Genomic DNA, 25998 nt, shown 5'->3' on the forward strand with positions numbered 1-25998 from the left:
GCCTCACCCCGAGCCGAGTGCCGGCCGGCGCCGAGCGGCGGCCGACGCCGAGCGACAGCCGTGAAAGGCGCCCCCGTGACCCCCAACCCCCCTGTGCGCAGAGGCCGTCGGTTCGGCCCGCTGCCGTGGATCGCCCCGGCCGTGCTGCTGATCCTCGCCGTGGTGCTGTGGCCGGTGTACGAGATGGTCCGCACCTCGTTCCTGCGGGTCAGCACCAGCGGCTTCGTCCGCGGCTCGGCCGGGCTGGACAAGTACCGCAAGCTGTTCGGCGAGGCGGACCTCGGCCACGTCCTGCTCTCCACCGTGGTCTGGACCCTCGCCGTGGTCGGCCTGACGATGCTGGTCTCGCTCGCCCTGGCCCAGCTGTTCAACCAGCGCTTCCCGGGCCGGCGTTACGCCCGCTGGGCGCTGATCGCGCCGTGGGCGGCGTCGGTGCTGATGACGGCGATCGGCTTCCGCTGGATGCTGGACCGGACGGCGGGCGTGCTGAACACCCTGCTGACCGACCTCGGGCTGGTCGACGGCCCCCGGGACTGGCTGGGCGACCCGTCGACGGCCTGGCCCTGGATGGTCTTCGTCGCCGTGTTCGTCTCGCTCCCGTTCACCACCTACACCCTGCTGGCCGGGCTGCAGACCGTCCCCGGCGAGGTGTACGAGGCGGCGCGGGTGGACGGTGCCTCGCCCTGGCAGACGTACCGGCGGATCACCCTGCCGCTGCTGCGCCCGGCGTTCCTGGTCGGGCTGGTGATCAACCTGATCAACGTCTTCAACTCCTTCCCGGTGATCTGGGGCATGACCCAGGGCGGCCCGAGCAGCGACACGGCCACCAGCACGGTGTTCATGTACCAGTTGAAGTCCACCGACATCGGGGAGTCGGCGGCGATGTCGGTGGTCAACTTCGCCCTCGTGGTGCTGATGGTGCTGGCCTTCCTCAAGGTCAGCCGGTGGAACCAGGAGGAGAGTTGATGGAGCCGGGAGGAGAGTTGACGACCCGTCAAAGTCGTTGGAGGCCACGCACCCTGGCCCTCGCGGGGGCGGCCTGGCTGCTGGCGGCGGTCTTCCTGTTCCCGTACCTGGAGATGGTGGTCACCGCGCTGCGCCCGGCCGACGAGCTGCGCGACGCGACGTACCTGCCACGGCACTTCGCCTGGTCCAACTTCGTCGGCGTGTGGCAGGAGTCGACGCTCGGCGGCAACCTGCGGGTCACCCTGCTGGTGGCCGGCGGCTCCACCCTGCTGGCCCTGCTGGTCGCGCTGCCCGCCGCGTACTACACCGCCCGGGTGCGGTACCGGGGGCGCCGGCTGTTCCTGCTGCTGGTGCTGGTCACCCAGATGTTCCAGCCGACGTCCCTGCTGGTGGGCCTCTACCGGGAGTTCTACCAGCTGTCCATGCTCAACTCGGTCTGGACGCTGATCCTCTGCAACGCCGCCTTCAACCTGGCCTTCGCGGTCTGGATCCTCACCGCCTACATCTCCTCGATCCCGGTGGAGTTGGAGGAGGCCGCCATGCTCGACGGCCTGGGCCGGGTCGGGGCGCTGCGCCGGGTCGTGCTGCCGCTGGCCCTGCCGGGCGTGGTCACGGCGGTGATCTTCACCTTCATCTCGGCCTGGAACGAGTTCGTCATGGGCCTGACGCTGTCCACCGATCCGGGCAGCCAGCCGCTGACCGTCGGCATCAACAGCTTCATCGGCAACTACACCGTCCAGTGGAACTACCTGTTCGCCGGTTCGGTCGTCGCGATCGTGCCGGTCGTGGTGCTGTTCGCCCTGATCGAGCGGCACGTGGTCTCCGGCCTGACCGCCGGATCGGTCAAGTAGAGGTCAGCACAGGCAGGTCGAGCCACCACGTCACCCCCGAGTCGACAGGAGAACCCCCGTGCGCCTGCTCCGACCCCACCTCCGCCGGGCCGCCCTCGCGGCGGCCCTGACCAGCCTCGCCGCCGTGGCCGGTCCCGTCGTACCAGCCCACGCCGCCGGACCGCCCGCCGCCGTCCTGGACAGCGGCCACCAGAGCGTCAGCTGGCAGAGCCCCGCCTACCCCAAGGGCACCCTCGGCGGGGCGAGTTCCTGCCCGGCCGTCGCCCAGGACCCGGACGGCGCGGTCTGCGGCCGCTTCGACCTGACGGTGAACGTCCCGAACGGCTACTGGGACGACAACCCCGAGGGCGGCGTCCCGATATCGATCCAGTGGCAGAACCCCACCGACGACTTCGACCTGTACGTCTACGACGCCAACGGCAAGGAGGTCGCCGAGAGCGCGGGCACCGCCGACCCGGAGGCGACGGTGATCCCCAAGGCCTCCGGCACCTACCACGTGCTGGTCGTCCCGTACGACGTGCACGGCGGCTCCTTCACCGGCCGCGCCTACCTGCCGCAGACCGCCGACGCGGGCGACCTCACCTCCTTCAGCGGAGGCAAGGGCAGCTACGACATCGCCGCGGGCACCCTCAAGGCCAAGGTCGACTTCCTCGCCGACGACCAACTGCGCCTGCGCGCCGCGCCGGACGGGGTCATCACCGACCCGGCGGGCAGCACCATCATCCTTAAACAGCCCGAACTCCAGCCCCGCACCTCCTCGTTCGACGCCGGCGACTACTACGGCGTCCGGTCCGGCCACGTGGTCCTGCGGGTCTACAAGCACCCGCTGCGGTTCGGCCTCTACCAGGCCGACAACCGCACCGCGATCTGGCAGGAGGACGCCCCGCTGCGCTGGTCCACCAGCGGCCTGCGGCAGAGCCTGACCCGCGGCGCCGACGAGCAGTTCTTCGGCGGCGGCGAGCAGAACGGCAGCTTCTCGCACCGCGACCAGACCGTCCACGTCGCCAACAGCACCAACTGGAACGAGGGCGGCTACAACAACTCCCAGCCGTTCTACGTCTCCAGCGCCGGCTACGGCGTCTTCCGCAACACCTTCGCCCCCGGGATCTACGACTTCGGCGCGCCGGTGCGCACCGGGCAGCAGGAACGGCGCCTGGACGCCTACTACTTCACCGGCGACGTCAAATCCGTCATCGGCCAGTACACCTCGCTGGTCGGCAAGCCCTTCATGCCGCCGGTCTACGGCCTGGAGCCCGGCGACTCCGACTGCTACCTGCACAACGCCAACCGCGGCGAACGCCACACCACGGACGCCCTCAAGGTCGCCGACGGCTACGTGCAGAACCAGATGCCGCTCGGCTGGATGCTGGTCAACGACGGCTACGGCTGCGGCTACGAGAACCTCCCGCAGACCGGCGAGGGCCTGCGCAAGGACCACGCCCAGCTCGGCCTGTGGACCCAGAACGGCCTGCCCAACCAGGCCGAGGAGGTCAAGGCCGGGGTCCGGGTCCGCAAGCTCGACGTCGCCTGGGTCGGCAACGGCTACGGCTTCGCGCTGAACGCCTGCGACCAGGCCAAGGCCGGCATCGAGGACAACAGCGACGCCCGCGGCTTCGTCTGGCTGCCGGTCTCCTGGGCCGGCGCCCAGCGCTGCGGCGTGCTGTGGAGCGGCGACCAGAGCCTGTCCTGGGACTACATCCGCTGGCAGATCCCCACCTACGCGGGCGCCACCATGTCCGGCATCGCGTACGACACCGGCGACGTCGGCTCGATCTTCCGCCGCGACCCCAAGATGTACACCCGCGACCTGCAGTGGAAGGCCTTCCTGCCGACCATCATGACCATGGACGGCTGGGCCAAGGACATGACCGGCAAGCAGCAGCGCGACCAGCAGCCCTGGCTGGACGGCGAGCCGTACACCTCGATCAACCGCAAGTACCTCCAGCTCAAGGAACGCCTGCTGCCGTACATGTACACCCTGTCCGCCGAGGCCACCCGCACCGGCATCGGCGCCGTCCGCCCGCTCGCCCTGGAGTACCCGCACGACCCGGCGGCGCTCGGCCCGGACGCCGAGTACGAGTTCCTCGCCGGGCCGGACTTCCTGGTCGCCCCGGTCTACTCCGACACCTCGGTGCGCAACGGCATCTACCTGCCCGCGGGCACCTGGACCGACTACTGGACCGGGCGCACCTACCAGGGCCCCACCACGGTCAACGACTACTCCGCCCCGCTCGACACCCTGCCGGTGTTCGTCAAGGGCGGCTCGATCGTGCCGATGTGGCCGCAGGGCACGCTGTCCTGGCAGAACCGCGACCGCACCGAACTCGACTACGACCTCTACCCGCAGGGCGACTCCTCGTACACCCTGTACGAGGACGACGGCGTCACCCGCCAGTACGGCGCCGGGTCCTCCGCCACCCAGCGCGTCGACGTGCGGGCGCACGGAGCGGTCACCAGCGTCGAGGTCGGTGCCAGCGAGGGGAGTTACACCGGCAAGCCGGAGGCCCGCTCGTACCGGTTCACCGTGCACGGGCAGTCCGCCCCGCGCCTGGTCGTCACCCAGGGCGGCCCGCTGCCCGAGCTCGACTCGGCCGCCGCCCTCGACTCCGCCGACTCCGGCTGGTACCACGACGGGGCGACGGGCGTCACCCACGTCAAGACCCCACAGGTCTCCACCGACGACGGGTTCTCCCTCCACCTGATCCACTGACCACCGATCCCCCGGAGGCCTCGCAAGAACGCTCGACGCTAGGACTCCTGCCGGAACGCCCCTGGCCCTCAGCAGCCCGTTCGAGGCCATTCCGGCCGCGACACGGATCCGGCCGGGACATCGGCCGGTCGGGTACGGAAGTGTGAGGCCACCCCGTCCCGGGGCCACCCCCGTGGCCCCGGGACGGGTGACTTCACGGCCACGACCGGCCGGGAGCGACCCGAGCCCGGGATGGTGGCATGACCCCGCAGGACACCCCGACCGCCGCGACGACCCGGCCCGGCGACTTCGCCGAGCTGCGCCGGCGGGTCACCGAGGCCGGTCTGCTCCGCAAGCGCCCGCTGTACTACACCTGCCGGACCACCGCCCTGCTGGCCGCCCTCGCCCTGCTGCTGACCTGGTTCACCGCGCTCGGCCCGAGCTGGTGGCAACTCGCCCTGGCGCCCGTACTCGCCCTGGTCCTGGGCCAGTTGGCGCTGCTCGGCCACGACGTCGCGCACCACGCGGTGTTCTCCGGACGCCGGGCCACCGACCTGGCGGGCATCCTGCTCGGCAACCTCGTCGTCGGGATGAGCTACGGCTGGTGGGTCAGCGACCACAACCGCCACCACGCCCACCCGAACCGCGCCGGACGCGACCCGGCCGCCGACGCCATCCTGTTCGTCCGCACCGCCGAACAGGCCGCCCGGACACGGGGGTTGAGAAGGACCGTCGCCAAGTACCAGGCGGAGCTGTTCTTCCCGCTGCTCTCCCTCCAGGCCCTCGGCCTGGTCGTCGCCACCACCGTGACCCTCGCCCGGGGAAGGCTCCGCCACCCGGTGCTGGAACGGACCCTCGCCGTGCTGCACTACGCCCTCGCGGCGGGCCTGCTGCTGGCCGTCCTCACCCCGCTCCAGGCGCTCGCCTTCGCGGTGCTGTGCGGCGCCGTGCTCGGCGTGTACCTGGGCTGCATCTTCGCGCCCAACCACAAGGGCATGCCGATGACCGGCCCGGACGAGGCGCCCGCCGACTACCTCCGGCGCCAGGTGCTGCCCTCCCGCAACCTCCGCGCCGGACGGTTCACCCACTTCGTCTTCGGCGGCCTCGGCTACCAGATCGAGCACCACCTCTTCCCCGCCATGCCGATCGCGGCCCTGCGCCCGGCCTCGCGGATCGTGCGCGCCTACTGCGCGGAGGTCGGCCTGGCCTACAGCGAGGCGGGCCTCGTCGACTCGTTCCGGGAGATCCTGGCGGACCTGCGGGCGGTCGGCCGCTCCGTCGACGCGGCCCCGGCGGCGGTCCCCCATGCACGGGCCGACGGCGACGTCACCCGGACCGAGCACGAGGCCGTCCGGTGAGCCGCGTCCTGTCCACCGCGGAAGCGGCCCGCACCGCCGCCCCCGACGCCCCCGACGCCCCCGGGCCCGACGGCGGCCGGCTGCGCGTCCTGATCGTCACCGAGTCCTTCCCCCCGCAGCTCAACGGCGTCGCCCACAGCGTGCTGCGGACCGCCGAGCACCTGACGGCCCGCGGCCACGCCGTCCTCGTGGTCGCCCCGGCGACCCGCACCCTGCGCGGCCCCGAACGGGTCGGCGGCTACCGGGTGCTCAGGGTCCCGTCCGTGCCGCTGCCCGGCTACCCGGAGGTGCGGATCGCCCTCCCCGGCGGGCAGTTGGCCGCCGCGATCGACCGGCACCGCCCCCAGGTCGTCCACCTGGCCGGGCCGTTCGCGCTCGGGGCGGCCGGCGCCACCGCGGCGCGGCGGGCCGGGATCCCGGCCGTGGCGGTGTTCCAGACCGACATGGCGGCCTACGCCAGGACCTACCTCCCCTTCGCGGGCGAGGCCGGCGCCCGGACGGCCTGGCGGATCCTGCGGCGCATCCACACCGCGGCCGCGCGCACGCTGGCGCCGTCCCAGGCCTCACTGGGCGCGCTGGCCGCCCACGGCATCCCCCGGCTCCACCTGTGGCCGCGTGGGGTGGACCGCGAGCGGTTCCACCCGCGCCACCGCGACGAGGCCCTGCGCCGCCGGCTCGCCCCGCGCGGGGAGGTGCTGGTGGGCTACGTCGGCCGGCTGGCCGCCGAGAAGCAGGTCGACCGGCTGGCGGCGACCTCCCGGCTCCCGGGCGTCCGGCTGGTCGTCGTCGGCGACGGCCCGTGCCGCGGCCCGCTGGAGGCCGCCCTGCCGGACGCGGTGTTCCTCGGCCTTCGCACCGGGCACGAACTCGCCCGGCTGTACGCCTCGTTCGACGTGTTCGCGCACACCGGGCCGTACGAGACCTTCGGCCAGGTGCTCCAGGAGGCGATGGCCAGCGGCCTGCCGGTGGTCGCCCCGGCGGCCGGCGGGCCACTGGACCTGGTCCGCCCGGGGCGCACCGGCTTCCTGGTGCCGCCCGGCGCGGGCGAGGAGTTCCGGACGGCGGTGGAACGGCTCGTCGGGGACCCCGGCCTGCGGGCGGCCCTCGGCCGGGCGGGCCGCGCCGCCGTGTCCGAGCGCAGCTGGGAGGCGGTCGGCGACCGGCTGATCGGGCACTACCGCCTCGCCATCGCGGAGACCGCCGGGCCGCTGCGGCGCTGAACCACCTCGCGACGCCTCTCGAATCGAAGCCACCCCCTCCCGAAAGAACCGGCCCCCGTGCAGCAGCAGCCCCTCGCCGCCGACTACACCCCCAGCACCGAACCCGCCGCCGACACCGCCGTGTTCCTGCACGGCCTGGGCGGCTGGACCCACAACTGGGCCGCCCTGATCGACCGGTTGCGCGGCTCGGTGCACTGCCTGGCCCTCGACCTCCCGGGCTACGGCCGGTCGGCGCCCCCGCCCGGCGGCGTCGTCACGGTCGAGGGCCAGGCCGCGGCCGTCGCCGCCCACCTCGACCGCGCCGGACACCGCCGGGTCCATCTGGTCGGCAACTCCCTCGGCGGCCTGACCGCCCTCCGACTCGCCGCCCACCGGCCCGAGTTGGTCGCCACCCTGACCCTCCTCGCCCCCGTGCTGCCCGCCCTCCCCCCGCCCCAGGCCCTGCGCGCGGCCCTGCTCGCCCTCCCTGGCGCCCCGCGCCTGTACGCCCGACTGCTCGCCGAGCGGAGCCCGGAGCGCCAACTGGACGACCTCTACCGCCTGATCTACGCGGACCCCACCCGGGTCCGCCCCGACCAGCGCGCGGCGGAGGCCCGCGAACGCCTGCGCCGCAGCGAACTCCCGCACGCGGGACGGATGTTGCCCGCCGGCATGCGCGCGGTGGTGCGCACCTCCCTGCACCGCGGCGCCGCCTCCCCCTGGCAGCAGGCCCGCCGGATCACCGCCCCCACCCTGCTGGTCTACGGCCGGGAGGACCGCCTCGTCCCGTTCCGGCTCGCCCCGCGCGCCTACGCCGCCTTCCGTGACGCCCGCCTGCTCACCCTCCCCGACACCGGCCACGTCGCCATGCAGGAACGCCCGAGCCCGGTCGCCACCGCCTTCCGCGCCCTGCTCAGCGACGCCGGCCGGGCCGCCAATCGACCTGACGTCTCGTCAGAGTGCCTACAGGGCATCTAACTCGACGGGTCAGCGGAGCGCGGCCCGGCCCGACCGGACGGCGTGCAGGGCGCGCTCGACGGTCTCCGGCTGCTCGCCCACCGGGGCCACGTAGTCGAGGACGCCGCGGGCGGCGTCCTCCCCCAGCAGCCGGGTGATCACCCAGGTTGCCAGGTACTGGGAGGCCAGGCACCCGCCCGCGGTGGCGATGTTCCCCTCGGCGTGGAACGGCGCGTCCAGCACGGTGACACCGGCGGCCTCGACGAAGGGCCGACTCGTCGCGTCGGTGCAGGCCGGCATGGTGCCCAGCAGTCCGAGGCGCGCCAGCACCAGCGCGCCCGAGCACTGCGAACCGACCAACTGGCGCGAGGGGTCGAGCGGCAGCAGGCGGAGCAGCCGGTCGTCGGCCACCACGTCACGGGTCCTGACCCCACTACCGATGAGCACCGCGTCGGCCTCGGTCACGAACTCCAGCGGGCGCTGCCCGGTCACCGCCACCCCGTTCATCGAGGTGACCGTCGGCGTCGGCGTGGTGATGAAGGCCTCCAGGCCGTCCTTGCGGCACCGGTTGATCAGCGCGGACGCGATGAAGCTGTCGAGCTCGTTGAACCCGTCGAACGTGACCACGGCTACCTGCATCACGGCTCCTCGAAGTGCGGTACGGACGTTCCGGACGCCCCAGTCTTCCCGCTACGGCGCCCCGGGGTCCAGGCTCAGACGGCCACGGGAGAGCACACGGCAGTTCGGGCCCGTGGAGCTCAGAGCGTCTGGACCAGGCCCCCGTCGATGACGAAGTCGCTCCCGGTGACATTGGCCGCCCGGTCGCCGACCAGCAGCACGACCAGGTCGGCGACCTCCTCCGGACGGCTGAACCGGCCGGTCGCGGACTGCGCGGCGGCGGTCCGGGCGACGTCCTCCGGCTGCGTGCCGGACGCCTTGGCGACCGTCGCGGCGACGCCGTCCTCGCCGAGCCACAACGCCGTGGAGACCGGGCCCGGGCTGACCGTGTTGACGCGCACCCCGAGCGGACCGACCTCCTTCGAGAGCGCCTTGCAGAAGTTGCTGAGGGCCGCCTTGGCCGCGCAGTAGTCGATGACCGTCGGGTCGGGCAGGAACGCGTTGACCGAACTCACGGTCACGATCGAGGCGTTGCCGCGCTCGACCAGGTGGGGCAGGGCCGCCCGGGTGGTGCGGACGGCGGCGAGGAAGTTGACCGTCAGCGCCTGGACCCAGTCCTCGTCGGTGACGGACAGGAACCCGGCCGGCCGGGGACGCACCGCGCCGACGTTGTTGACGAGGATGTCCAGTCCGCCGAACCGGGAGACCGCCTCCTCGACCGCCGCCGCGGGGCCCGCCGCGGTGGTGAGGTCGGCCGACACCGGGTGCACCCGCGGGGCGAGGTCCGCCGGCGGGCCCGTGACGCCGCGCGCCACGGCCGCCACGCTCACTCCCTCGGCGGCGAGCGCCCGCGTCACGGCCAGGCCGATGCCCTTGCTGGCGCCGGTGACGAGGGCGACCTTGCCCGAGAGGTTCAGGTCCATCGTGGACTCCTCAGGTGCGCCGTTCGACGGCGGACCGTCGGACGGCGGACCGCTGGGCGCCCCGCCAGGATTCCAGAGAGCCCCGGCCCCCGCCTCCCGACCGCCTGGGCACGGCACCGCCGGGGACGGTTCAGGACGGCAGGGAGGCGAGCCAGTCGGTCAGGAGCCGGTTGACCTCCTCGGGGCGCTCCTGCTGGATCCAGTGGCCGCAGCCGTCCAGCACATGCGAGCCGACCAGGCCGGGCAGGGTGACGGGGAAGGCGCTGATCGCGTCGGCCAGCCAGGTGGTGGAGGCGTCCTGGCCGCCGCCGACAAACAGGGACGGCTGGGTGATCGGGGCGCCGTCGAAGGCGGCGAGGTCCTCCCAGTCCCGGTCCATGTTCCGGTACCGGTTCAGTGCGCCGCTCAGGCCGGTCCGCTCGAACTCCCCCGCGTAGACGTCGAGATCGTCCTCGCCGAGCCATCCGGGCAGTCGGCCGACCGGGAACCGGTCGCGCAGCGTCCCGCCCCGGCTGACGAAGTGCGGGTCCGGCGCGGACGGTGCGGGCATGGTGTCCGCGGACAGCGCCGCGTAGAACCCGGCGAGCCAGCCGCGCACGTCGGGCTCGACCTCGGCCTCGGCCCGACCGGGCTCCTGGAAGTAGGAGACGTAGAACTCCTCCTCCCCGCCGCCGAGTCGGCCGAACACCTCGCTGGGTCGCGGCCCGCCACGCGGGACGTAGGGCACGCTGAGCAGCCCGACCGCCCGGAACACCTCCGGCCGTACCAGGGCGCAGTTCGCGGCGATCGTCGCGCCCCAGTCGTGCCCGACGACCGCCGCGGACGGCTCGCCCAAGGCCTCCACCACCGCGACGGCGTCCTCGACCAGGTCGAGCATCCGGTACCCGGCCACCGCCGGGGGTCGGGATGAACGGCCGTACCCGCGCACGTCCATCGCGACCGCCCGGTAGCCGGCGGCGGCCAGCGCCGGCAGCTGGTGGCGCCAGGAGTACCAGGACTCCGGGAAGCCGTGCACGAGCAGCACCAGCGGCCCGCTGCCCTGCTCCACCAGGTGGATCCGACCCGCTGGCCCCGACACCAGCCGGTGTGTGCGATCCGCCGTCCGCTGCGACATGAAACCCTCCGAGGCCGTCGTTCCGTCGTTCCGTGGTTCCGCAGTTCCGCGCACGCCGGGCCCGTGCCGTGACACCGGTCCGCGGCCGCGGCTGCGGACCGATCCTGTCGCGCGCACCACGGGCAAGACCAGAAATGTTGCCGATTCGGCAAATCCCGACGGCACCGCGTCGTGGGTGCGGTTATCCCTACCAACGAGAGCCGCATATCAGATGAAATTATCTATTTTCGAGCTGCCCGACTCCTCAGATATCTCTTTCACCACTTCCATGGCCCCCTGTCCCGCACATGTCACGGACACTCGACACCGTTCTCCGGATATGCGAAAGTCGCTTTCGACCACGTGGTTCTGAGGAGCGCGAGTTGCCCGTTTCCAGGCGTTTGATATCGCCCGAAGGGCGCATCTGGGAGACCGACGAAATCGTGGCCCGGGTATGCGGTGCCACCGAACTTCTTGAACGCCGCGCCGTCGGACCCGGTTCACGGGTGATGATGAGCGGGGCCAATTCGCCGGAATGGGTCGTCGTTCTGCTCGCGCTCATTCACCTCGACGCCTCGGTGGTCCTGGCCGACCACCGGGCCGCCCCGGCCCAGCGGGAGCGGATCCGCACCCAGGCCCGCGTGGTGCTCGACATCGGCGACGGCACGGTCGGTGCCCCGACGGCGCGGAGCGTCCCGCCGACGGCCGCCGTGCCCGACCTCGCGGCCTGGGCCCTGCGCCGGGACGCCGCGATCTCCTGGTCCTCGGGCACGACGGGCAGCCCCAAGGGCATCGTCCGCTCCGGCCGTTCGATCCTGGACAACCTCGCGCTCAGCGCCGCACGCATGGGCTACCGGCCCGACGACGTCTTCCTGCCGGTGCTCCCCTACTCCCACCAGTACGGCCTCTCGCTGGTCCTCTGCTGGTGGCTGGGCGGCGGCACCCTCGTGGTCTACGGGCCGACCACGCGCCTGGACCACGCGCTCGCGGTCGGCCTGGAGCACGACCTCTCCGTCGTCGACGCGGCCCCCTCGACCTACTACGGCCTGCTCAACCTGCTCGACCGCCGCCCCGCCCTCGCGACCGCGCTGGAGCCGGTACGGGCCTGGTGCGTGGGCGGCGCACCCCTGGGGCGCAGCCTGGCGGCCCGGTTCCACGCCCGCACGGGCCGGCGCCTTCTCGACGGCTACGGGGCGACCGAGGTGGGCAACATCGCGCTGGCGCCCCCCGACGATCCGGTGGGGTGCGGTACCCCGCTGCCCGGGGTGGTCGTCGAGGTCCACGACGACCACGGCAGGCCGCTGCCCAGCGGTCGGCTCGGCGAGCTGGTGGTCCGCACCGAGGGCCTGATGACGGGCCGGCTCGGCGACGACGGCGAGATCGTCCCGGTGCCGGGCCCCGTCCACCGCACCGGCGACATCGGGCTGCTCGACGAGGCCGGCCGGGTCTTCCCGGTCGGGCGCCGGCACGCCGTGCACCGTGACGGCCACACGCTCTACCCCGACCACCTCGCCGCGCTGGCCGAGTCGGCCGGCGCGCCGACGGAGGTCGTCGCGGTCCCCGACGCCCGGCTGGGCAGTCGTCTGGTGTTCGTGATCACGGACCCGGACGGTCACCACCCCGCGCACTGGAAGCAGCTGCTGCGCCCCGTGCTCGCCCGCTACGAGCGGCCCGATCACATCGTCGTGCTTCCCTCACTGCCCCTCACGAACACGGGAAAGCCCGACCGGGCCGCTCTGGAGAAGATCGCCATGACCTCGTTGTCCGCCTCGACCCCGCCGTCCGCCTCGCACCGGACGACGGACGACACCGCCACCGCCACCGCCACCGCCACCGCCACCGCCACCGCCACCGCTGCGACCGACTACCGCATCCCCTTCGCCGACCGGGTCGAGGCGCTGCGCGCAGTGCGCCGGTACGTGGCCGACCACGACGACGCCGTGCTGCGGATCCTCACCGAGATCTCGCCCCACCACACCGCCGCCGCGGAGATCCGGTCCTTCCTCGCCACCCTGGACGGCGCGGAGGAGGAGGTCCGTCGCGTCCGGCCCGGCCACGTGCCCCGGGCCGCAGTCTTCATGCCCTCCAACATCCCGCTCTATTCCTATGCGCTCTACATGCTGGTGGCGTCCCTGTACAGCGAGAGAATAACCTTCCGGCCGTCCTCCGAGATCGCGAGCCAGATGCAGCGCCTGCACGACCTGCTGGCACCGGTGCACGGCCTTCCCATCACCCTTTCCGAATTGAGCCGGCGCAAGTTCGTGACAGGACCGGTGCGCGAAGCCGACCTCATCGTTTTCACCGGCGATTACGCCAATGCCGAGACCATTCGCGAGGGGCTGGCGGAGGACCAGCTCTTCCTCTACTTCGGCCACGGCATCAATCCCTTCGTGATCGCACCCGACGCCGATCTCGCACTCGCCGTACACGACGTCATGAGGATCCGGCTCTACAATTCGGGCCAGGACTGCTTCGGCCCGGACGTCGTGTTCGCCCCGAAGGGCCGCGCCGAGGACTTCGTCGACCGGCTGTCCGCCGAACTGGCGTCGCTGCGCTTCGGGCCGAACGGCGACCCGGCCGCCGACTACGGTCCGCTCTTCTACGACTCGGCGCTGGTGGACTGCTCGGACTACCTGGTGCGGCACGCGCGCCGCATCCGGCACGGCGGGCGCATCGACCTGCCGTCCCGCAAGGTGGAGCCGACCGTGCTGCTGTGGGGCTTCGACGACAAGCTGCCGCTGGACGAGATGTTCGCCCCGGTGTTCAACGTCGTGGCCTACCCCAGCGCGAGGCTGCTGCGCGAACGCCTGTCGAGCCCCTACTTCAGCGAACGCGCGCTGGGCGCGATGGTCTACGGGAACGACCCGGAGACGGTGGAAGTCCTGACGAAACGTCACCGCACCTGCGTCAACCACACGCTGCTCGACGCCGAGGACGGCAACCGTCCGTTCGGCGGCTTCGGGATGCGGGCCAACTACCTGTCCTACGGCGGCGAGCGGCGCGCCGAGCCGCTGCTCGTCTCCCAGGCCGTGGCGCGGGTGCTCCGAACGGCCGTGCCCGTCAAGGCAGTCGGGGAGTGAACCGGATGGACACAGGGCTGGGCGAACCGCTGCGCAAACGCTACCCGGACGCGTGGTCGGCGATCGTCGACCTGCTGGTGGCGAACGGCGTGGACACCTGCTTCGGCCTGCCCGGTGACGACCTGGAGCTGCTCCGCGCCCTCGACGCCGCCGGCCTGGACCTCGTCCCGTGCCGGGACCAGCGCAACGCGATGTACATGGCCACCGGTTACGCGCTGCAGTCCGGCCGGCTCGCCGTCTGCGCGCTGGGCAAGGGCCCGGCCGTCACCCACGCGGCCACCGGGCTGCTGGAGGCGCGGGAGTCCGGTGCGCCCGTCCTGGTGCTCGCCGCCGGCGGGCCCGAACGCCGCCGGGGCAGCGGCGGGTTCCAGGAGCTCGACCAGGTCGCCGTGACGGCGCCGCTGGTGCGGTGGGCGCACCGGGTGGGGCATCCGGACCGGGTCGTCCCCATGACGGTGACGGCGATGACCCGGGCGCTGGGCCCGCCGGCCGGACCGGTCTACCTGGAGGTGCCCGACGACGTCCGCACGGCGGAGGTCCTCGTCGCCGGACCGCCGCCGACGCTGCCCGAACCGCTCGCCCTCGACCCGGTTCCGGTGGCCGACGGACCGGCGCTGGCCGCGCTCCGCGACAGCCGCCGCCCGGTGGTGCTGGTGGGCGGCGGGATGCGGCACCGCAACGGCGGCGGTGCGGTGGAGCGCTTCGCCGAGCGCCTGGGCGCGGCGCTGTTCACCACCGCCTCCGGCCGCGGTGCCGTCGACGAGCAGCACCCGCTGTTCTGCGGCGTCGCCGCCCTCTACGCCGCGGGCCCCGCACGGGAGTTGTGGTCCTCCGCCGACCTGGTGGTGTCGCTCGCCGGACGGCTGGAGGAGACGGTCGTCGAGGGCGGGACGCCGTGGCCGCCGGTCCCGGTGGTCCAGGTCAACGTGGACTCGGCCGGGCTGTCGGCGGAGTTCGCGGGCCCGCGCGTGCTCGGGGACGCCCGGCACGCCGTGCTCGGCTGGTCGCGGGCCCTGGAGGAGGACGGCGGGGCCGGGCGCGCGGAGGCGACCGGGCCGTGGGCGGACGGGATCGCCGCCGCCCGTGAAGCCCTGTCGGCCGACGTGGCAACGGAGTTGGCCCGCGCGGCGGCCCTGCCGGGGATCCGCATCGCCGAGCTGCTCGCCGCACTGGACGCCACCGCCGCCGAGCCCCGCGTGCTGGTCCAGGAGAACGGGCTGCAGGACATCTGGTCCTACGGCTTCCCGTTCCGCGTCGGCGGCGGGTCCGTCGTGCCGTCGGAGCAGACCCCGCTGGGCTTCGGGGCGGCTGCGGCCATCGGGGTCAAGCGGGCCGCCCCGGACCACGAGGTCACCGCGTTCATCGGGGACGGCGCATTCCTCGCGGCCCGCGCGGACATCGCCGTCACCGCCCCGGCCCACGGCGGCGTGCTGTACGTGGTGCTGTGCAACGGCGGCTACGGCTGGCTGGACGCCCAGCGCGCCCGCCTCGGCCTCGACGCCGAACGCCACCCCTTCACCCGCCCCGGCGCGCCGCCGCCCGCGGTGGACGACGGGCCGGGCCTCCACTACCGGGTACTGCGCGACAAGGCCGCGCTCACCGAGGAGATCCGCGCCGCGCGCCGCTTCTGCGCCCGGGGCGGCACCGCCGTGCTCATGGTGCCGGTCGCCCCCGACGACATCCTCCCGGCCCTCCGCGACGCCGGGGTGGTCCCCCAATGACCGGCGCGTGGAGGCGAGTTGACGCCGGGCCCGGCCGGTCCCGGCGCCGGGTGGTGGTCACCGGGTACGGCGCGGTGACGCCGCTCGGCCACAGCGCCGACGAGACGTGGACGGCAATGCTGGCCGGGCTCAGCGGCATCGCCGCCGTGGACGCGATCGACGTGACCGGTCTGGACGTCCGGATCGGCGGCCAGGTCCGCGGCTTCGTACCCGGCCGCTACATGCCGCGGGCGGTCAGCCGCCGCGCCGACCCGTACGCGCAATACGCGCTCGCCGCGGCCGTGGAGGCGTGCGGGCACGCCGGACTCGTCGTCGACGAGCGCCTGGCCCCGCGGGTCGCCGTGGTCATCGGCAGCGGTTACGGCCCGGTCGGGTCGATCTACCGCGCCGCGCACACGCTGCGCGACCGGGGGCCACGGGCCATCGGCCCGTTCACCCAGGTCACCACCGCCATGGACAGCGCCGCCTGCGAGATCGGCATGCGGCTCGGCGCCCAGGGGCCCAGCCGGGCCCAGAGCACGGCGTGCGCCAGCGGCGCGGACGCGGTGGGCGCGGGGCTGCGCATGATCGCCGGCGGGGAGGCCGACGTCGCCGTGGTCGGCGGCGCCGACGCCTGCGTCACCGCCGTCGACCTCGCGGGCAGCGGCAACGCCCGGGCGCTGTCCCGGCGCAACGACGACCCGACGGCGGCGTGCCGGCCCTTCGACGCGCACCGCGACGGGTTCGTGATGAGCGAGGGAGCCGCCGTGCTGGTGCTGGAGGCCGCCGAGGTGGCCGAGCGGCGGGGGGCGACGGCGCTGGCCGAACTCGCGGGCTACGGGGCGAGTTCGGACGCCCACCACTGGACCGCACCGCATCCGCAGGGGCGGGGCGCGTGCCTCGCCGTCGAGGCGGCGCTGCGCGACGCGGGGGTCACGGGGGCGGACGTGGACTACGTCAACGCGCACGGCACCGGGACGCTGCTGAACGACGCCACCGAGACGGCCGTCCTGCGCAAGGTCCTGGGCGACCGGGTCACCCGGATCCCGGTCAGCTCCACCAAGTCGATGACCGGGCACATGATCGGTGCGGCCGGGGCGGTCGAGCTGGTGGCCTCGATCCAGGCCCTCCGTACGGGCGACGTCCCGCCGACCGTCAACTGCGACGAGCCGATCGACCCGGACATCAACTTCGTGCCGCACCGGGCGCAGCACCACGAGGGCCTGCGGATCGCGCTCAGCAACTCCTTCGGCTTCGGGGGCCACAATGCCGCCCTCGTGGTCCGAGCGGTCTGAGGGCCGGCCGTGCACCGCCGCCCGGAGACCCCCACCGCTGTCACTGCCTCCGACACCGTCACCCGCAGCGGGCCGCTGACCTGGGTCCAGCAGTGGCACTGGTTCGAACGCACCGTTCCCCCGGCACGGCGGGTGAACCCGACGCCGCTCGCCGACCACTGCCACGTCCCGCCCCCGGCCACCGTCGCCGACGTCCACGCGGCGCTCGCCGCCCTGACCGCCCGCCACGAGGCGCTGCGCACCACCGTCGACCCGTTGCGCCCGGTCCAGCACGTCCACCGCGCGGACTGGGCCCCGCTGCCGGTCGACCACCTCGACGTCCCCGTCGTCGACGCCGCCACCCTGGAGGCCGCCACGGCGGCGCTGGCCGCCCGCCCGATCGATCCCGAGCGGAACCCGCCCTGGCTCGCCCGGGTGCTGCTGGAGGCGGGGCGGCCGCGGGCGGTGCTGATCGCCGCCCACCACGTGCTGATCGACGGGTGGGGGCTGGCGGTGCTGCTCGACCAGCTGCACGGTCAACTCCGCTGCGCAGTCGCACCTTTGGCGGCGTCGCCGCACCCGCTCGACGCGCTCGCCGCCCAGGCCCCGGCCCGCGCCCGCGCGGCGGAACGGGAGTGGCTGATGCGCCTCGCGGACAACCCGACCGGTGTGCTGACCCCGTTCCGCGGGAGCGGGAACGGGAACGGGAACGGGGACGGCAGCGGCAGCGGGTCCGAGGCCGGCGCCGGTCGCCACCGCCTCCAGCACCGCTCGGCGGACGCGTACCACGACGTCCACCGCGTCGCCCGGCGTCACCGGGTCAGCCCGGAGGTCGTCGTGCTCGCGGCGCTGGCCCACGACGTCGCCACCCGCACCGGCGAACTCCGGTTCCTCGCCTCGGTGGTGGTCTCCAACCGGGCCCGGGCCGCGCTACGGACGGGCGTCGGCGTCCGGGCCCTGACCGTCCCGGTGCAGATCGACCTGCGCCCGGGCGCGGCCTTCGGCGAGGTGGTCGCCTCGGTCGCCGCCGCCTCCGCCGCGGCCTACCGGCACGGTCAGTGGCGCCCCGCGGAACTGGTCGCCGCCCAGGCGCGGATGGACCGGCGCCGCGGGGTGCTGAGCGTGCCCGCCCTCGAGTACAACTGCTACTCCTGGCCGCGCGACTACCTGGTCCCCGGCTACCCGGCCCTTGCGCAGCACCCCGCCCCGGACGGGTCCGCCGGCTGGCTCCGCAGCGCGCCCGACGAGCCCTGCGACACCCTCTACGTCGACCTCGCCCTCGACACCGGGGCCGTCACCCTCGACGTCACCGTCGGGGACCACCTGCTCGACGCCGCCCAGGCCGCGGCGCTGCCCGTCCGGCTGTGCGCCCTGCTGCGCGCGCTCGCCGGCGGTGCCGGGTGCCCGGTCCCGGCGCGCCCGCTCGCACCGGCCGCCCCCGGGTGGTGGCGGGCCCCGCAGGGGTGGGTGCGCCCGGCCGCGGTCGAGGAGGTGTTGCGCGGCCACCCCGGGGTGCTCGACGTGACGGTGGCACCCGGCGGGGGCACCACGGGGGCGGACGACGGTCCGTACCTGGTCGCCCGCGCCCGCACCGCCCCCGGTGTCACCCCGGAGGACCTGCACCGCCACGTCCTGGACCACCTCGACGCGGCGCCCGGCGTCCTGGCCCCGGGCCGCTACGTCCTCTCCCCGGTCGGCCACCCGCCCCACCGCTCCACCACCGCGACGACCGGTACGCGCACGCTGCGGGTCCCGCGCCGCCCACCCGTCACGGGGGCCGAACGGGCGCTGGCCGAAGCCGTCGCCGCTGTGACCGCCGTCGCACCCGACGGTCCACCGACCGACTCCCCCGACGTCCCGGGCGGCCGCGCCCGCCCCGACGGCCCCGACGGCCCCGACGCCGTCGACCTGAACCGCTGCCTCGCCGAGCACGGCGTCACCCTGCTCGCCGTCCCCCCGCTGCTGGCGCTGCTCCACCGGTCCGGCCTCACCGGGATCGCGCCGGACGACCTGACCGGGACGGCCTCGCTCGGCCGCCTCGCCGCAACCCTGGAGCCGCTACCGCCCCGCGCCCATCGTGGAGGAGGCACCTCACCGTGACCACCACGCCCCGCAGCACCGCACCGTCCGTGGACCGGCTGGCCCCGTGGGCCTTCGCCGCCTTCGTCGAGGCGAACACCCACGACACGGCGTACCGCCCCCCGGTGGTGGACGGCCCCGTCGGGCCGACCATCGTCCGCAACGGCCGCGAGCTGGTGAACTTCGCCAGCATCAGCTTCCTCGACCTGGAGCGCCACGTCCCGGTGCGCCGTCACTTCGCCGAGGGGGCACGCGCCCACGGCCTGAGCACCAGCGGCTCCCGGATGACCCAGGGGATCTGCCGGCCCCACCAGGTACTGGAGGAGACGATCGCCCGCCACACCGGCAAGGAACGCGCCATCAGCTTCGCTACCGGACTGCTGGCCAACATCGGCTTCGTCAACGCCATGAGCAGCTCCGCGCACTTCGACGACGGGATCGAGGTCCGCAACCACGACACCGTCTTCGTCGTCGACCGCGACGTCCACTGGAGCATCTGGAAGGGCCTCCAGGGCCTCGGCTACGGCCGCACCGTCCACGCCTTCCGGCACAACGACGTCGCCGACCTGGCCCGCGTCCTGGACCGGGTCCGCGCCCGCAAGACCGTGGTGATCGCCGAGAGCATCTACTCGGCCGACGGCACGATGGGGCCGATCGTGGAGATCCTCGACGAGTGCGACCGGCACGGTGCCGTCAGCATGATCGACGACGCGAACGGCTTCATGGTCTACGGACCGGAGCACCGCCCCTACGCCCGCGAGGCGGCCGCGATCCGGGAGCGGGCCGACTTCGTCATGGTGTCGCTGTCCAAGGCCGTCGGCCTGGAGGGCGGCGCGATCGCCGGGCCGGCGGCGGCCGTCGACGCCTTCGAACTGCTCTCCGGCACCTCGATGTTCACCGCCGCCATCCAGCCGCCGACCGCCCACGCGGCCGTCCGCACGATCGCCGCCCTCGCCGAGGACTCCCGGATCGTCGACGACTACCTGGCCCACGCCGCCCGCCTCCGCCGCCGGATGCACGAGGCCGGGACGGCGACGACACCGACCGAGTCGTACATGCTCTCGGTGCCGATCGGCAACGACGCCGCCGCCCTGCAGATGCGGGAGTGGTTCGTCGGGGACGGCTACCTGGTGCCCGTCTTCTCTTACCCGGCTGTCCCGCGCAACCAGGCGCTCCTGCGCCTGTTCCCGCACGCGGGCCACACCGAGGAGCAGCTGGACGGCTTCCTGCGCACCCTCCTCGACTACCGGCGGCGGCTCGGCGCCTGACGCTCCGTCACATCCATGCAGTTACCGATCCCCCGCCCCCAACCCCCGAGGGAGGAACCCGTGATGGACAACGTGGACAACGTGGACAACACCGACATCCTCGACGCCATCGTCGAGATCGTCGAGGAGGTCCTCGGCATCGACTCCGCCGAGGTGAGCGCCGAGACGTCCTTCACCGACGACCTCGACGTCGACTCGCTGGCCATGATGGAGATCGCCGTGGCGGTCGAGGACCGGTTCGAGGTCCGGATCCCCGACGACCGGGTCGCGGAGCTCCGGACCGTCGGCGATGCGGTGGACTACGTCGCCGAACACCGGTGACCGCCGCCGCCACCCGGGAGGTCGGGCGGCCGTGACCGTCCTCGACCGCTTCCGGCTCGACGGCCGCGTCGCCGTGGTCACCGGCGCCTCCTCCGGGCTGGGCGTCGCCTTCGCTACCGCGCTGGCCGAGGCCGGCGCCGACGTCGTGCTCGCGGCGCGGCGCGCCGAGCGGCTGGCGGCCGTGCGCACCGCCGTCGAGCAGCTCGGCCGCCGGGCCCTCGCGGTACCGACCGACGTCACCGAGCCGGCCGACTGCCGGGCCCTGGTCGACGCCGCCGTGGGCGCGTTCGGGCGGCTGGACATCCTCGTCAACAACGCCGGGATCAGCGGCGAACATCCCGCGACGGAGGAGACGCCGGAGCAGTTCCGCGAGGTCGTCGACACCAACCTCCACGGCTCCTACTGGACGGCCCAGGCCGCGGGCGCGGTGATGCGGCCCGGCAGTGCCATCGTCAACGTCTCCAGCATCCTCGCGCTGGTCACCGGCGGTCTGCCGCAGGCCGCCTACTCGGCGTCCAAGGCCGGGCTCCTCGGGCTCACCCGCGACCTCGCCCAGCAGTGGACCCCCACCAAGGGCATCCGGGTGAACGCCCTCGCCCCGGGCCTCTTCCCCTCCCCGATGACCGACGGCTACGCCGAGGGCTACCTGGAGGCGATGATGCCGCGGGTGCTCACGGGCCGCCTCGGGCGGCCCGAGGAACTCGCGGCGGCCCTGGTCTTCCTCGCCTCCGACGCGGCCTCCTACATCACCGGCGCCACCCTGACCGTCGACGGGGGCACCCACATCGCTTGAGCGGAGGCGTTCATGGTGTCGATCAGCGAGCACCGCGGCCGACTCGGCGACGCCCACCTGCGGCGCCTGATCATGGGCCAGGGGCTGGCGGCCGTGACGGACGCGCTGTTCATCGTCTGGCTCACGCTCTTCGTGCTCGACCGGTCCGCACCCGGCCTCGCCACCGGGTTCGTCCTGGTGGCCGTGGCACTGCCGCGAGCGGTGCTGCTGCCGCCCGCCGGAGTGCTGGTCGACCGCCTCGGCCCCGACCGGGTCGTGGCCGGCGCCGCCTGGCTGCGGGTCGCCGTCCTGCTCGCCCTCGGCGCCCTGGTCGCCTTCGCCTCGCCGTCGCTGACCGCCGTCGCCCTGCTCGGCGGCCTGCTCGGCGCCGCCGACGCCGCGTACTTCCCGGCGGCCCTGGCGCTGCTGCCCGCCGTGGTGCCGGCCGGGAAGCTCTCCCGGGTCAACGGGCTGGTGCAGGGCGCGGAGTCGGCGGGCGACCTGATCGGCCCGGCGGTGGCCGCCGGGTGCATCGCCGCGGTCGGCTTCGCCGCGACGCTCGGGGGGATCACCGTGCTGGCCGCGCTGGCCGCCGCCGCCTTCAGCACGCTGATCCGCGCGGTCCGACGGGCCGGGGGCGCGCAGGCCGCCGCCCCGGACGTCACCGGCCCGGACGTCACCGCCCCGGACGCTGCCGACGGTGAGTCGCCCGGCAGCATGCGCGCCCTCGCCACCGGCCTGGGGTACGCCTGGCACGAGCCGCTGGTGCGGGGGATGCTGGCGGCCATCGCCCTGATCAACCTCGCGGTCGTGGGCCCCGTGCTGGTGGGCGGCGCCGTGCTCGCCGAGCAACGCCTCGGCGGCGCTGGCGACTTGGGCATCGTGCTGTCCGGCTTCGGCGCCGGGTCCCTGGCCGGGTCCCTAGCGGCCGGCTGGCGACCACCCGCCCGGCGCGGCCGGACCGTGGTCGGCGGCGTCGCCGCGATCGGCGCGGGCATGGCCGGACTGGCCGCCGTCACCCACGTCCTGGCCGCGACGGCGGTCGTCTCCCTCATCGGCCTCGGCTCGGGGTTCCTCGGCGTGGTCGTCGTGGCCACCCTCCAGGAGCGGGTGCCCGAGCACCTGCTGGGCCGGGTCCTCAGTCTCGTCGTCCTGGCCACGGTGGCCTTCGACCCGTTCTCCTACGTCCTGGCCGGCGCCCTGCTCCCGTACGGCACGACGACGCTCTTCCTGGTCTCCGGCAGCGCCGTCCTGAGCTGCGCCGCCCTGGTCGCCGCCAGCCCGGCGATCCGCTCGCTGCGCTGACCGCCGCGACCCGGGTCGACCGCCGTACAGACGGGCCAAGACGGCCGAGGCGCCCGAAAACCGTACGACAGCGGAGGCGGCGGGCGGGTTGAATGGCGGACATGTCCAGTGCACCGCAGAGTCCGGCTGAAGCCGTCGACCACCTCCTCACCGAGCTCGATCCGCTCGCCCACCCGGCCCGGATGCGGCGACTCGCCGCCTGGACCAAGGAGCTGCGCCACAACGGCGGGCCGGAGCAATTCCGGTCGCTACTCGCCGAGTTGGACACGCGCGGCGCCTACGGCCGAGGGCTGGCCGGGGTCGCCGCCACGATCGCCGAGGACGCCGCCTTCGTCGCCGCACGGCTCACCGATCCCGACCCGGCCGTCAGCCGCCAGGCCCTGAAGGCCGCACTCCACCTGCCCGTCCCGGACGACGCGCTGGCCGCGGCACTGGCCGACGCGCCCGCCGTCCTGCGCCACCGGCTCACCGCCCTGATCGTGGCCCGCGGCCGCACCGAGCTGGCGGAGCGGCTGCTGGACTCCTTCCGGCAGTCGTGGGGGGACGCGGCGGCCGCCAGGCTGCTGCCGGCCTGCGGGCCCGAGACCGTGGCCAAGCTCCTGCCCGAACTGTTCCCCGCCTTCGTGAACTGGCACCGACTGGCCCGCCGCCACCCCGACCTGCTGCTGGACGAAGTGGCCCGGCAGCTCGCCGAGTTGCCCGAGCCGGCCCGCACCGCCTGGTGGTACCGCAACGGGGACGCCCTGGCGGCCGTGGCCGGGCACCGACCGGATCGGGTGCTGGACCTGCTGGAGCGCCACTGCCCCACCCGACTGCCGCAACCGGTGCAGCAGTACCTGGGCCGGTTGCTGACCGCCGCGCCCGGCCGGACCATCCGGCTGATCACCGTGCCCGAGCGGGCCGTCGCCACGGACATCTCCCGCAGCGCCCTGACCCGGGCCGCCCGGCTCGACCTGCCCGAGCTGGCGGACCTGGGCCGGGCCTGGAGCACCGCCCCGATGTGGCTCGCCCGGCTGCTGCGCGCCCTGCCGCCGTCCCGGCGCGAGGCGTTCTACGACCAGGCCACCGCCGGCCGGGACCAGGGCCACCACGAGCTGTCCGAGGCCGTGCTCGACGCGCTGCCCCGCCGTCGGGCGCAGGCCGAGGCCCGACGGATGGCCGAGCAGGCCGCCGAACGCGGCGCCGCGTGGTCCGTCGTGCTGACCCACGTCGCCCACCTGCCGGTGACCGAGGCCCGGCCGCGGCTGCTCGCGGCCACCCGCCGCCCCGTGGCGCAGGAGCGGGCTCTGGCCTACCCGCTGCTGGTGCGCAACGCGGCCCGCTCGGGCGACCCGGCCGCAGTCGGGGAACTGCTCGACGAGCTGGCGCGGCTGCGCAACGAGCAGGACCCGGTCCGCTCCCCCGCCCTGGTCGAACTGGCCGCCGTCCGGCCCGCGCTCTTCACCGGCGCGGCGGCCGACGCCCTCACCCGGATCGTCACCGACGCCGTCGAGGCCCGGGACACCTCCTGGCGGACCCGACACGCACTCTCCGGGCTCGCTCTCGGGGTGCTGCGGGAGCACGCGGCGAGCGGCGAACACGCCCTGCTGGGCTGGGCCTTGGCCACCCTGCGGCAGCTCTCCGGGGCGATCGGCAGCATTCTGCTGAGTGGGCTGGACACCACGCTGCGGCGCGGCCAGGAGGTCCAGGTCTTCGAAGCGCTGCGGCCGTGGCTGGAGGCCGGCGCGGACAAGGTCGACCACACGCTGACCTTCACCCTGGCCGGGGCCCTGGGCCGGCGCGCCCACCGCCTGCCCGCTCTGCAGGAACTCCTGTGGGAGGCCATCCAGTTCGGCGACAACGCGACCGTCCGGCGGGCCGTCGACTTCTGGCTCGCCGACCCCGCGACCCGGGGCGAGCGGGTGACACGGGTCCTGGAACTGGAGCCCTCGGCCGCCGCCCTGCCGCCGGTGCTCGCCGTACTGGCCCGGCAGCGCACCGACCTGCTGGACACCGTGCTCGCCGACACCCCGCCGTACGGGCGCTTCCTGCCGACGGGCTCACGCTGGCTGCCGCCGGTCGACGGGATCGAGTGCTGGGTGCCCAGGCAGCGCGCGGCCGCCGCGCGCCTGCTGGCCGCGGCGGCGGACGACGCCTCGCTGCCCGCGCACACCCGGGCCGGGCACCTGCGCACCCTGGTGGCGATCCCCGAACTCGGCTTCGCCGCCGTCCGCCGGTACGCCGAGTCCCCGGACACCGTGCTGATCGAGGCCGCGCTCGGGGCCCTGATCTGGACGGACCGGCCCGCCGAGGCACTGCCGCTGCTGCTGGCCCACGCCGGCGACGACCGGGCCCGAGTGGCCCTGTACGCGGCCGGGCGGGCCGCCGGCTTCGTCGCGCCCTCGCGGCTGGCACCCGTACTGCGGGAGGCGCTGCTGCCCGAGCCGGCCGGCAACGACGGGGCGACCGCCGGGGGCGGGGCAAAGGTCACCAGCCGCAAGGAACTGGTCCGCCTGGCCGCCCGCCTGCTGCCGGTGGACACCGCGCTCGCGCTCCTCACCGAGGTACACGACCTGCCCGAACAGCACCGCGACGTACGGGCGGCCGCCGTGGCCGCCGCCGTCCGCCTGCTCCCCGCGCCCGCGGCCTGGCGGCTGCTCGACGGCGCCACGGCGGGCCCGCCCGTCGCCCGGTCCACGGTGCTGCGCACCCGCCCGCTGGACCTGCCCGCCGCCGACCGCCCCCGCTACGCCGCCCTGGTGAGCCGGGTGGCGAGCGGTGACGACCCGGAGACCGCCCAGACCGCGCTCAACCTGCTGGGCTCCTGGGCGCCCTGGCACCCCGAAGCGGAGGACCTCCTGCTGACGGGCACCGTCGACCTCGCCAACCGCTCCTCCTGGCGGGCCTCGGCGAGCGGCCTCGCGGTGCTGGCCACCGGCGGCACGGGCCGCCGGCTGCCCGAGGCACTGACCCGGCTGCTGGCGAGCGAACACGAAGCGGGGGACGAGCTGGACGCGACAGCCGAACGCGACCGGCCGGCCCGGCAGCGGATCGACTTCCTGGCGGCCCGACTCAGCGCGGGCGTCGGTGACCGCCCCACCGCGGCCGCCGTGGCAGCGGCCCGGGAAGCCGCCGAACTCCTCACCACCGCACCCGATTTCGCCCACCTGTCCCTCCAACTGCGCGCCGCCGCCCTGGACTTCGACGCGCCGTACGACAACCTGCTCACCGAGCTCGACGCACTGGCCACCCTGCACGCCGACCGCCCGGTACCGGCCACCCGCACGGCCGAGGCCCTGCACAACCGGCTCAACGCCACCCGCCGCCCCGGCGACCCGGCGGTCCTGCACCGCGTGGTCGAACAGCTCACGGCCCAGAACACCTGCGTCCAGGGCCTGTTCGCCGTCGCCCTCACCCACGCCCTGGGCCCCCGCACCAACTGGCAACCCCACTGGCGCACCGCCCTCCGCACCCTCCGCCGCCACCCCCACCCGGACGTCCGCGACGCGGCCCTGGCCGTACGGACAGCATCGGAGTGACACCCCGGCTGTCCGCGCCCCGCACGG

18 protein-coding genes are annotated in these 25998 nt (G+C 74.4%); 15 read left to right on the forward strand and 3 right to left on the reverse strand.

Annotation, left to right across the window (positions count from 1 at the left end; genetic code table 11):
- Nucleotides 1-75: 75 nt before the first annotated feature.
- The 6 genes from ACFVXG_RS29915 to ACFVXG_RS29940 all read left to right on the forward strand — a co-directional run bounded on the left by ACFVXG_RS29915 (nucleotide 76) and on the right by ACFVXG_RS29940 (nucleotide 8041).
- Complete coding sequence (locus ACFVXG_RS29915) at nucleotides 76-966, forward strand: carbohydrate ABC transporter permease (RefSeq protein ID WP_387931744.1); 891 nt, start codon at nucleotides 76-78, stop codon at nucleotides 964-966.
- Entirely contained in the window at nucleotides 966-1817 is an 852-nt protein-coding gene (locus ACFVXG_RS29920; protein ID WP_387931746.1) for a carbohydrate ABC transporter permease, read from the forward strand. The genes ACFVXG_RS29915 and ACFVXG_RS29920 overlap by 1 nt, the downstream gene beginning before the upstream one ends.
- A gap of 58 nt (nucleotides 1818-1875) precedes the next feature.
- Complete coding sequence (locus ACFVXG_RS29925; protein WP_387931748.1) at nucleotides 1876-4527, forward strand: TIM-barrel domain-containing protein; 2652 nt, start codon at nucleotides 1876-1878, stop codon at nucleotides 4525-4527.
- A gap of 239 nt (nucleotides 4528-4766) precedes the next feature.
- Nucleotides 4767-5864 (forward strand): fatty acid desaturase family protein, encoded by a 1098-nt coding sequence (locus tag ACFVXG_RS29930; protein WP_387931749.1) that lies wholly within the window; start codon nucleotides 4767-4769, stop codon nucleotides 5862-5864.
- A gap of 80 nt (nucleotides 5865-5944) precedes the next feature.
- Entirely contained in the window at nucleotides 5945-7084 is a 1140-nt protein-coding gene (locus ACFVXG_RS29935) for a glycosyltransferase family 4 protein (RefSeq protein ID WP_387931928.1), read from the forward strand.
- A 57-nt stretch (nucleotides 7085-7141) separates the two neighbouring features.
- Complete coding sequence (locus ACFVXG_RS29940) at nucleotides 7142-8041, forward strand: alpha/beta fold hydrolase (RefSeq protein WP_387931751.1); 900 nt, start codon at nucleotides 7142-7144, stop codon at nucleotides 8039-8041.
- A gap of 9 nt (nucleotides 8042-8050) precedes the next feature.
- Here ACFVXG_RS29940 and ACFVXG_RS29945 read toward each other — a convergent pair whose 3' ends face one another.
- From ACFVXG_RS29945 to ACFVXG_RS29955, 3 genes are all read right to left on the reverse strand, one after another.
- The gene (locus tag ACFVXG_RS29945; RefSeq protein WP_387931752.1) at nucleotides 8051-8659 is read right to left on the reverse strand and encodes a DJ-1/PfpI family protein; all 609 of its coding nucleotides are present in this window, start codon (nucleotides 8657-8659) and stop codon (nucleotides 8051-8053) included.
- A 119-nt stretch (nucleotides 8660-8778) separates the two neighbouring features.
- Nucleotides 8779-9561 carry an oxidoreductase gene (locus ACFVXG_RS29950; protein WP_387931754.1) on the reverse strand — a complete coding sequence of 261 codons (783 nt, stop codon included), beginning with the start codon at nucleotides 9559-9561 and terminating at the stop codon, nucleotides 8779-8781.
- 130 nt (nucleotides 9562-9691) lie between these two features.
- A complete protein-coding gene (locus tag ACFVXG_RS29955; protein ID WP_387931756.1) occupies nucleotides 9692-10675 on the reverse strand; it encodes an alpha/beta fold hydrolase in 984 nt (327 codons plus the stop codon).
- A 287-nt stretch (nucleotides 10676-10962) separates the two neighbouring features.
- Between ACFVXG_RS29955 and ACFVXG_RS29960 the strand changes: the two genes are divergently transcribed.
- The 9 genes from ACFVXG_RS29960 to ACFVXG_RS30000 all read left to right on the forward strand — a co-directional run bounded on the left by ACFVXG_RS29960 (nucleotide 10963) and on the right by ACFVXG_RS30000 (nucleotide 25971).
- A complete protein-coding gene (locus ACFVXG_RS29960; protein ID WP_387931757.1) occupies nucleotides 10963-13734 on the forward strand; it encodes an aldehyde dehydrogenase family protein in 2772 nt (923 codons plus the stop codon).
- A 5-nt stretch (nucleotides 13735-13739) separates the two neighbouring features.
- The gene (locus ACFVXG_RS29965) at nucleotides 13740-15455 is read left to right on the forward strand and encodes a thiamine pyrophosphate-binding protein (RefSeq protein ID WP_387931759.1); all 1716 of its coding nucleotides are present in this window, start codon (nucleotides 13740-13742) and stop codon (nucleotides 15453-15455) included.
- Nucleotides 15452-16729 carry a beta-ketoacyl-[acyl-carrier-protein] synthase family protein gene (locus ACFVXG_RS29970; RefSeq protein WP_387931761.1) on the forward strand — a complete coding sequence of 426 codons (1278 nt, stop codon included), beginning with the start codon at nucleotides 15452-15454 and terminating at the stop codon, nucleotides 16727-16729. Before ACFVXG_RS29965 ends, ACFVXG_RS29970 begins: the two co-directional genes overlap by 4 nt.
- 9 nt (nucleotides 16730-16738) lie before the next feature.
- Nucleotides 16739-18808: a condensation domain-containing protein gene (locus ACFVXG_RS29975; protein ID WP_387931763.1), complete on the forward strand. Its 2070-nt coding sequence runs from the start codon at nucleotides 16739-16741 to the stop codon at nucleotides 18806-18808.
- Nucleotides 18805-20055 carry an aminotransferase class I/II-fold pyridoxal phosphate-dependent enzyme gene (locus ACFVXG_RS29980; protein WP_387931765.1) on the forward strand — a complete coding sequence of 417 codons (1251 nt, stop codon included), beginning with the start codon at nucleotides 18805-18807 and terminating at the stop codon, nucleotides 20053-20055. The genes ACFVXG_RS29975 and ACFVXG_RS29980 overlap by 4 nt, the downstream gene beginning before the upstream one ends.
- Nucleotides 20056-20118: 63 nt before the next feature.
- Entirely contained in the window at nucleotides 20119-20376 is a 258-nt protein-coding gene (locus ACFVXG_RS29985; protein ID WP_387931767.1) for an acyl carrier protein, read from the forward strand.
- Between the two features lie 31 nt (nucleotides 20377-20407).
- On the forward strand, nucleotides 20408-21169 hold the full coding sequence (locus ACFVXG_RS29990) for an SDR family NAD(P)-dependent oxidoreductase (protein WP_387931769.1): 762 nt from the start codon (nucleotides 20408-20410) through the stop codon (nucleotides 21167-21169).
- 12 nt (nucleotides 21170-21181) lie between these two features.
- Entirely contained in the window at nucleotides 21182-22453 is a 1272-nt protein-coding gene (locus ACFVXG_RS29995) for an MFS transporter (RefSeq protein WP_387931771.1), read from the forward strand.
- 101 nt (nucleotides 22454-22554) lie between these two features.
- Nucleotides 22555-25971 carry a hypothetical protein gene (locus tag ACFVXG_RS30000; protein WP_387931773.1) on the forward strand — a complete coding sequence of 1139 codons (3417 nt, stop codon included), beginning with the start codon at nucleotides 22555-22557 and terminating at the stop codon, nucleotides 25969-25971.
- Nucleotides 25972-25998 lie beyond the last annotated feature (27 nt).

Source organism: Kitasatospora sp. NPDC058162 (assembly GCF_042884005.1).
Taxonomy (GTDB): domain Bacteria; phylum Actinomycetota; class Actinomycetes; order Streptomycetales; family Streptomycetaceae; genus Kitasatospora.

Coding starts and splice junctions, on each gene's coding strand:
- ACFVXG_RS29920 (WP_387931746.1), top strand. CDS start 966: ATGGAGCCGGGAGGAGAGTTGACGACCCGTCAAAGTCGTTGGAGGCCA.
- ACFVXG_RS29930 (WP_387931749.1), top strand. CDS start 4,767: ATGACCCCGCAGGACACCCCGACCGCCGCGACGACCCGGCCCGGCGAC.
- ACFVXG_RS29945 (WP_387931752.1), bottom strand. CDS start 8,659: ATGCAGGTAGCCGTGGTCACGTTCGACGGGTTCAACGAGCTCGACAGC.
- ACFVXG_RS29950 (WP_387931754.1), bottom strand. CDS start 9,561: ATGGACCTGAACCTCTCGGGCAAGGTCGCCCTCGTCACCGGCGCCAGC.
- ACFVXG_RS29955 (WP_387931756.1), bottom strand. CDS start 10,675: ATGTCGCAGCGGACGGCGGATCGCACACACCGGCTGGTGTCGGGGCCA.
- ACFVXG_RS29960 (WP_387931757.1), top strand. CDS start 10,963: ATGTCACGGACACTCGACACCGTTCTCCGGATATGCGAAAGTCGCTTT.
- ACFVXG_RS29965 (WP_387931759.1), top strand. CDS start 13,740: ATGGACACAGGGCTGGGCGAACCGCTGCGCAAACGCTACCCGGACGCG.
- ACFVXG_RS29970 (WP_387931761.1), top strand. CDS start 15,452: ATGACCGGCGCGTGGAGGCGAGTTGACGCCGGGCCCGGCCGGTCCCGG.
- ACFVXG_RS29985 (WP_387931767.1), top strand. CDS start 20,119: ATGGACAACGTGGACAACGTGGACAACACCGACATCCTCGACGCCATC.
- ACFVXG_RS29995 (WP_387931771.1), top strand. CDS start 21,182: ATGGTGTCGATCAGCGAGCACCGCGGCCGACTCGGCGACGCCCACCTG.
- ACFVXG_RS30000 (WP_387931773.1), top strand. CDS start 22,555: ATGTCCAGTGCACCGCAGAGTCCGGCTGAAGCCGTCGACCACCTCCTC.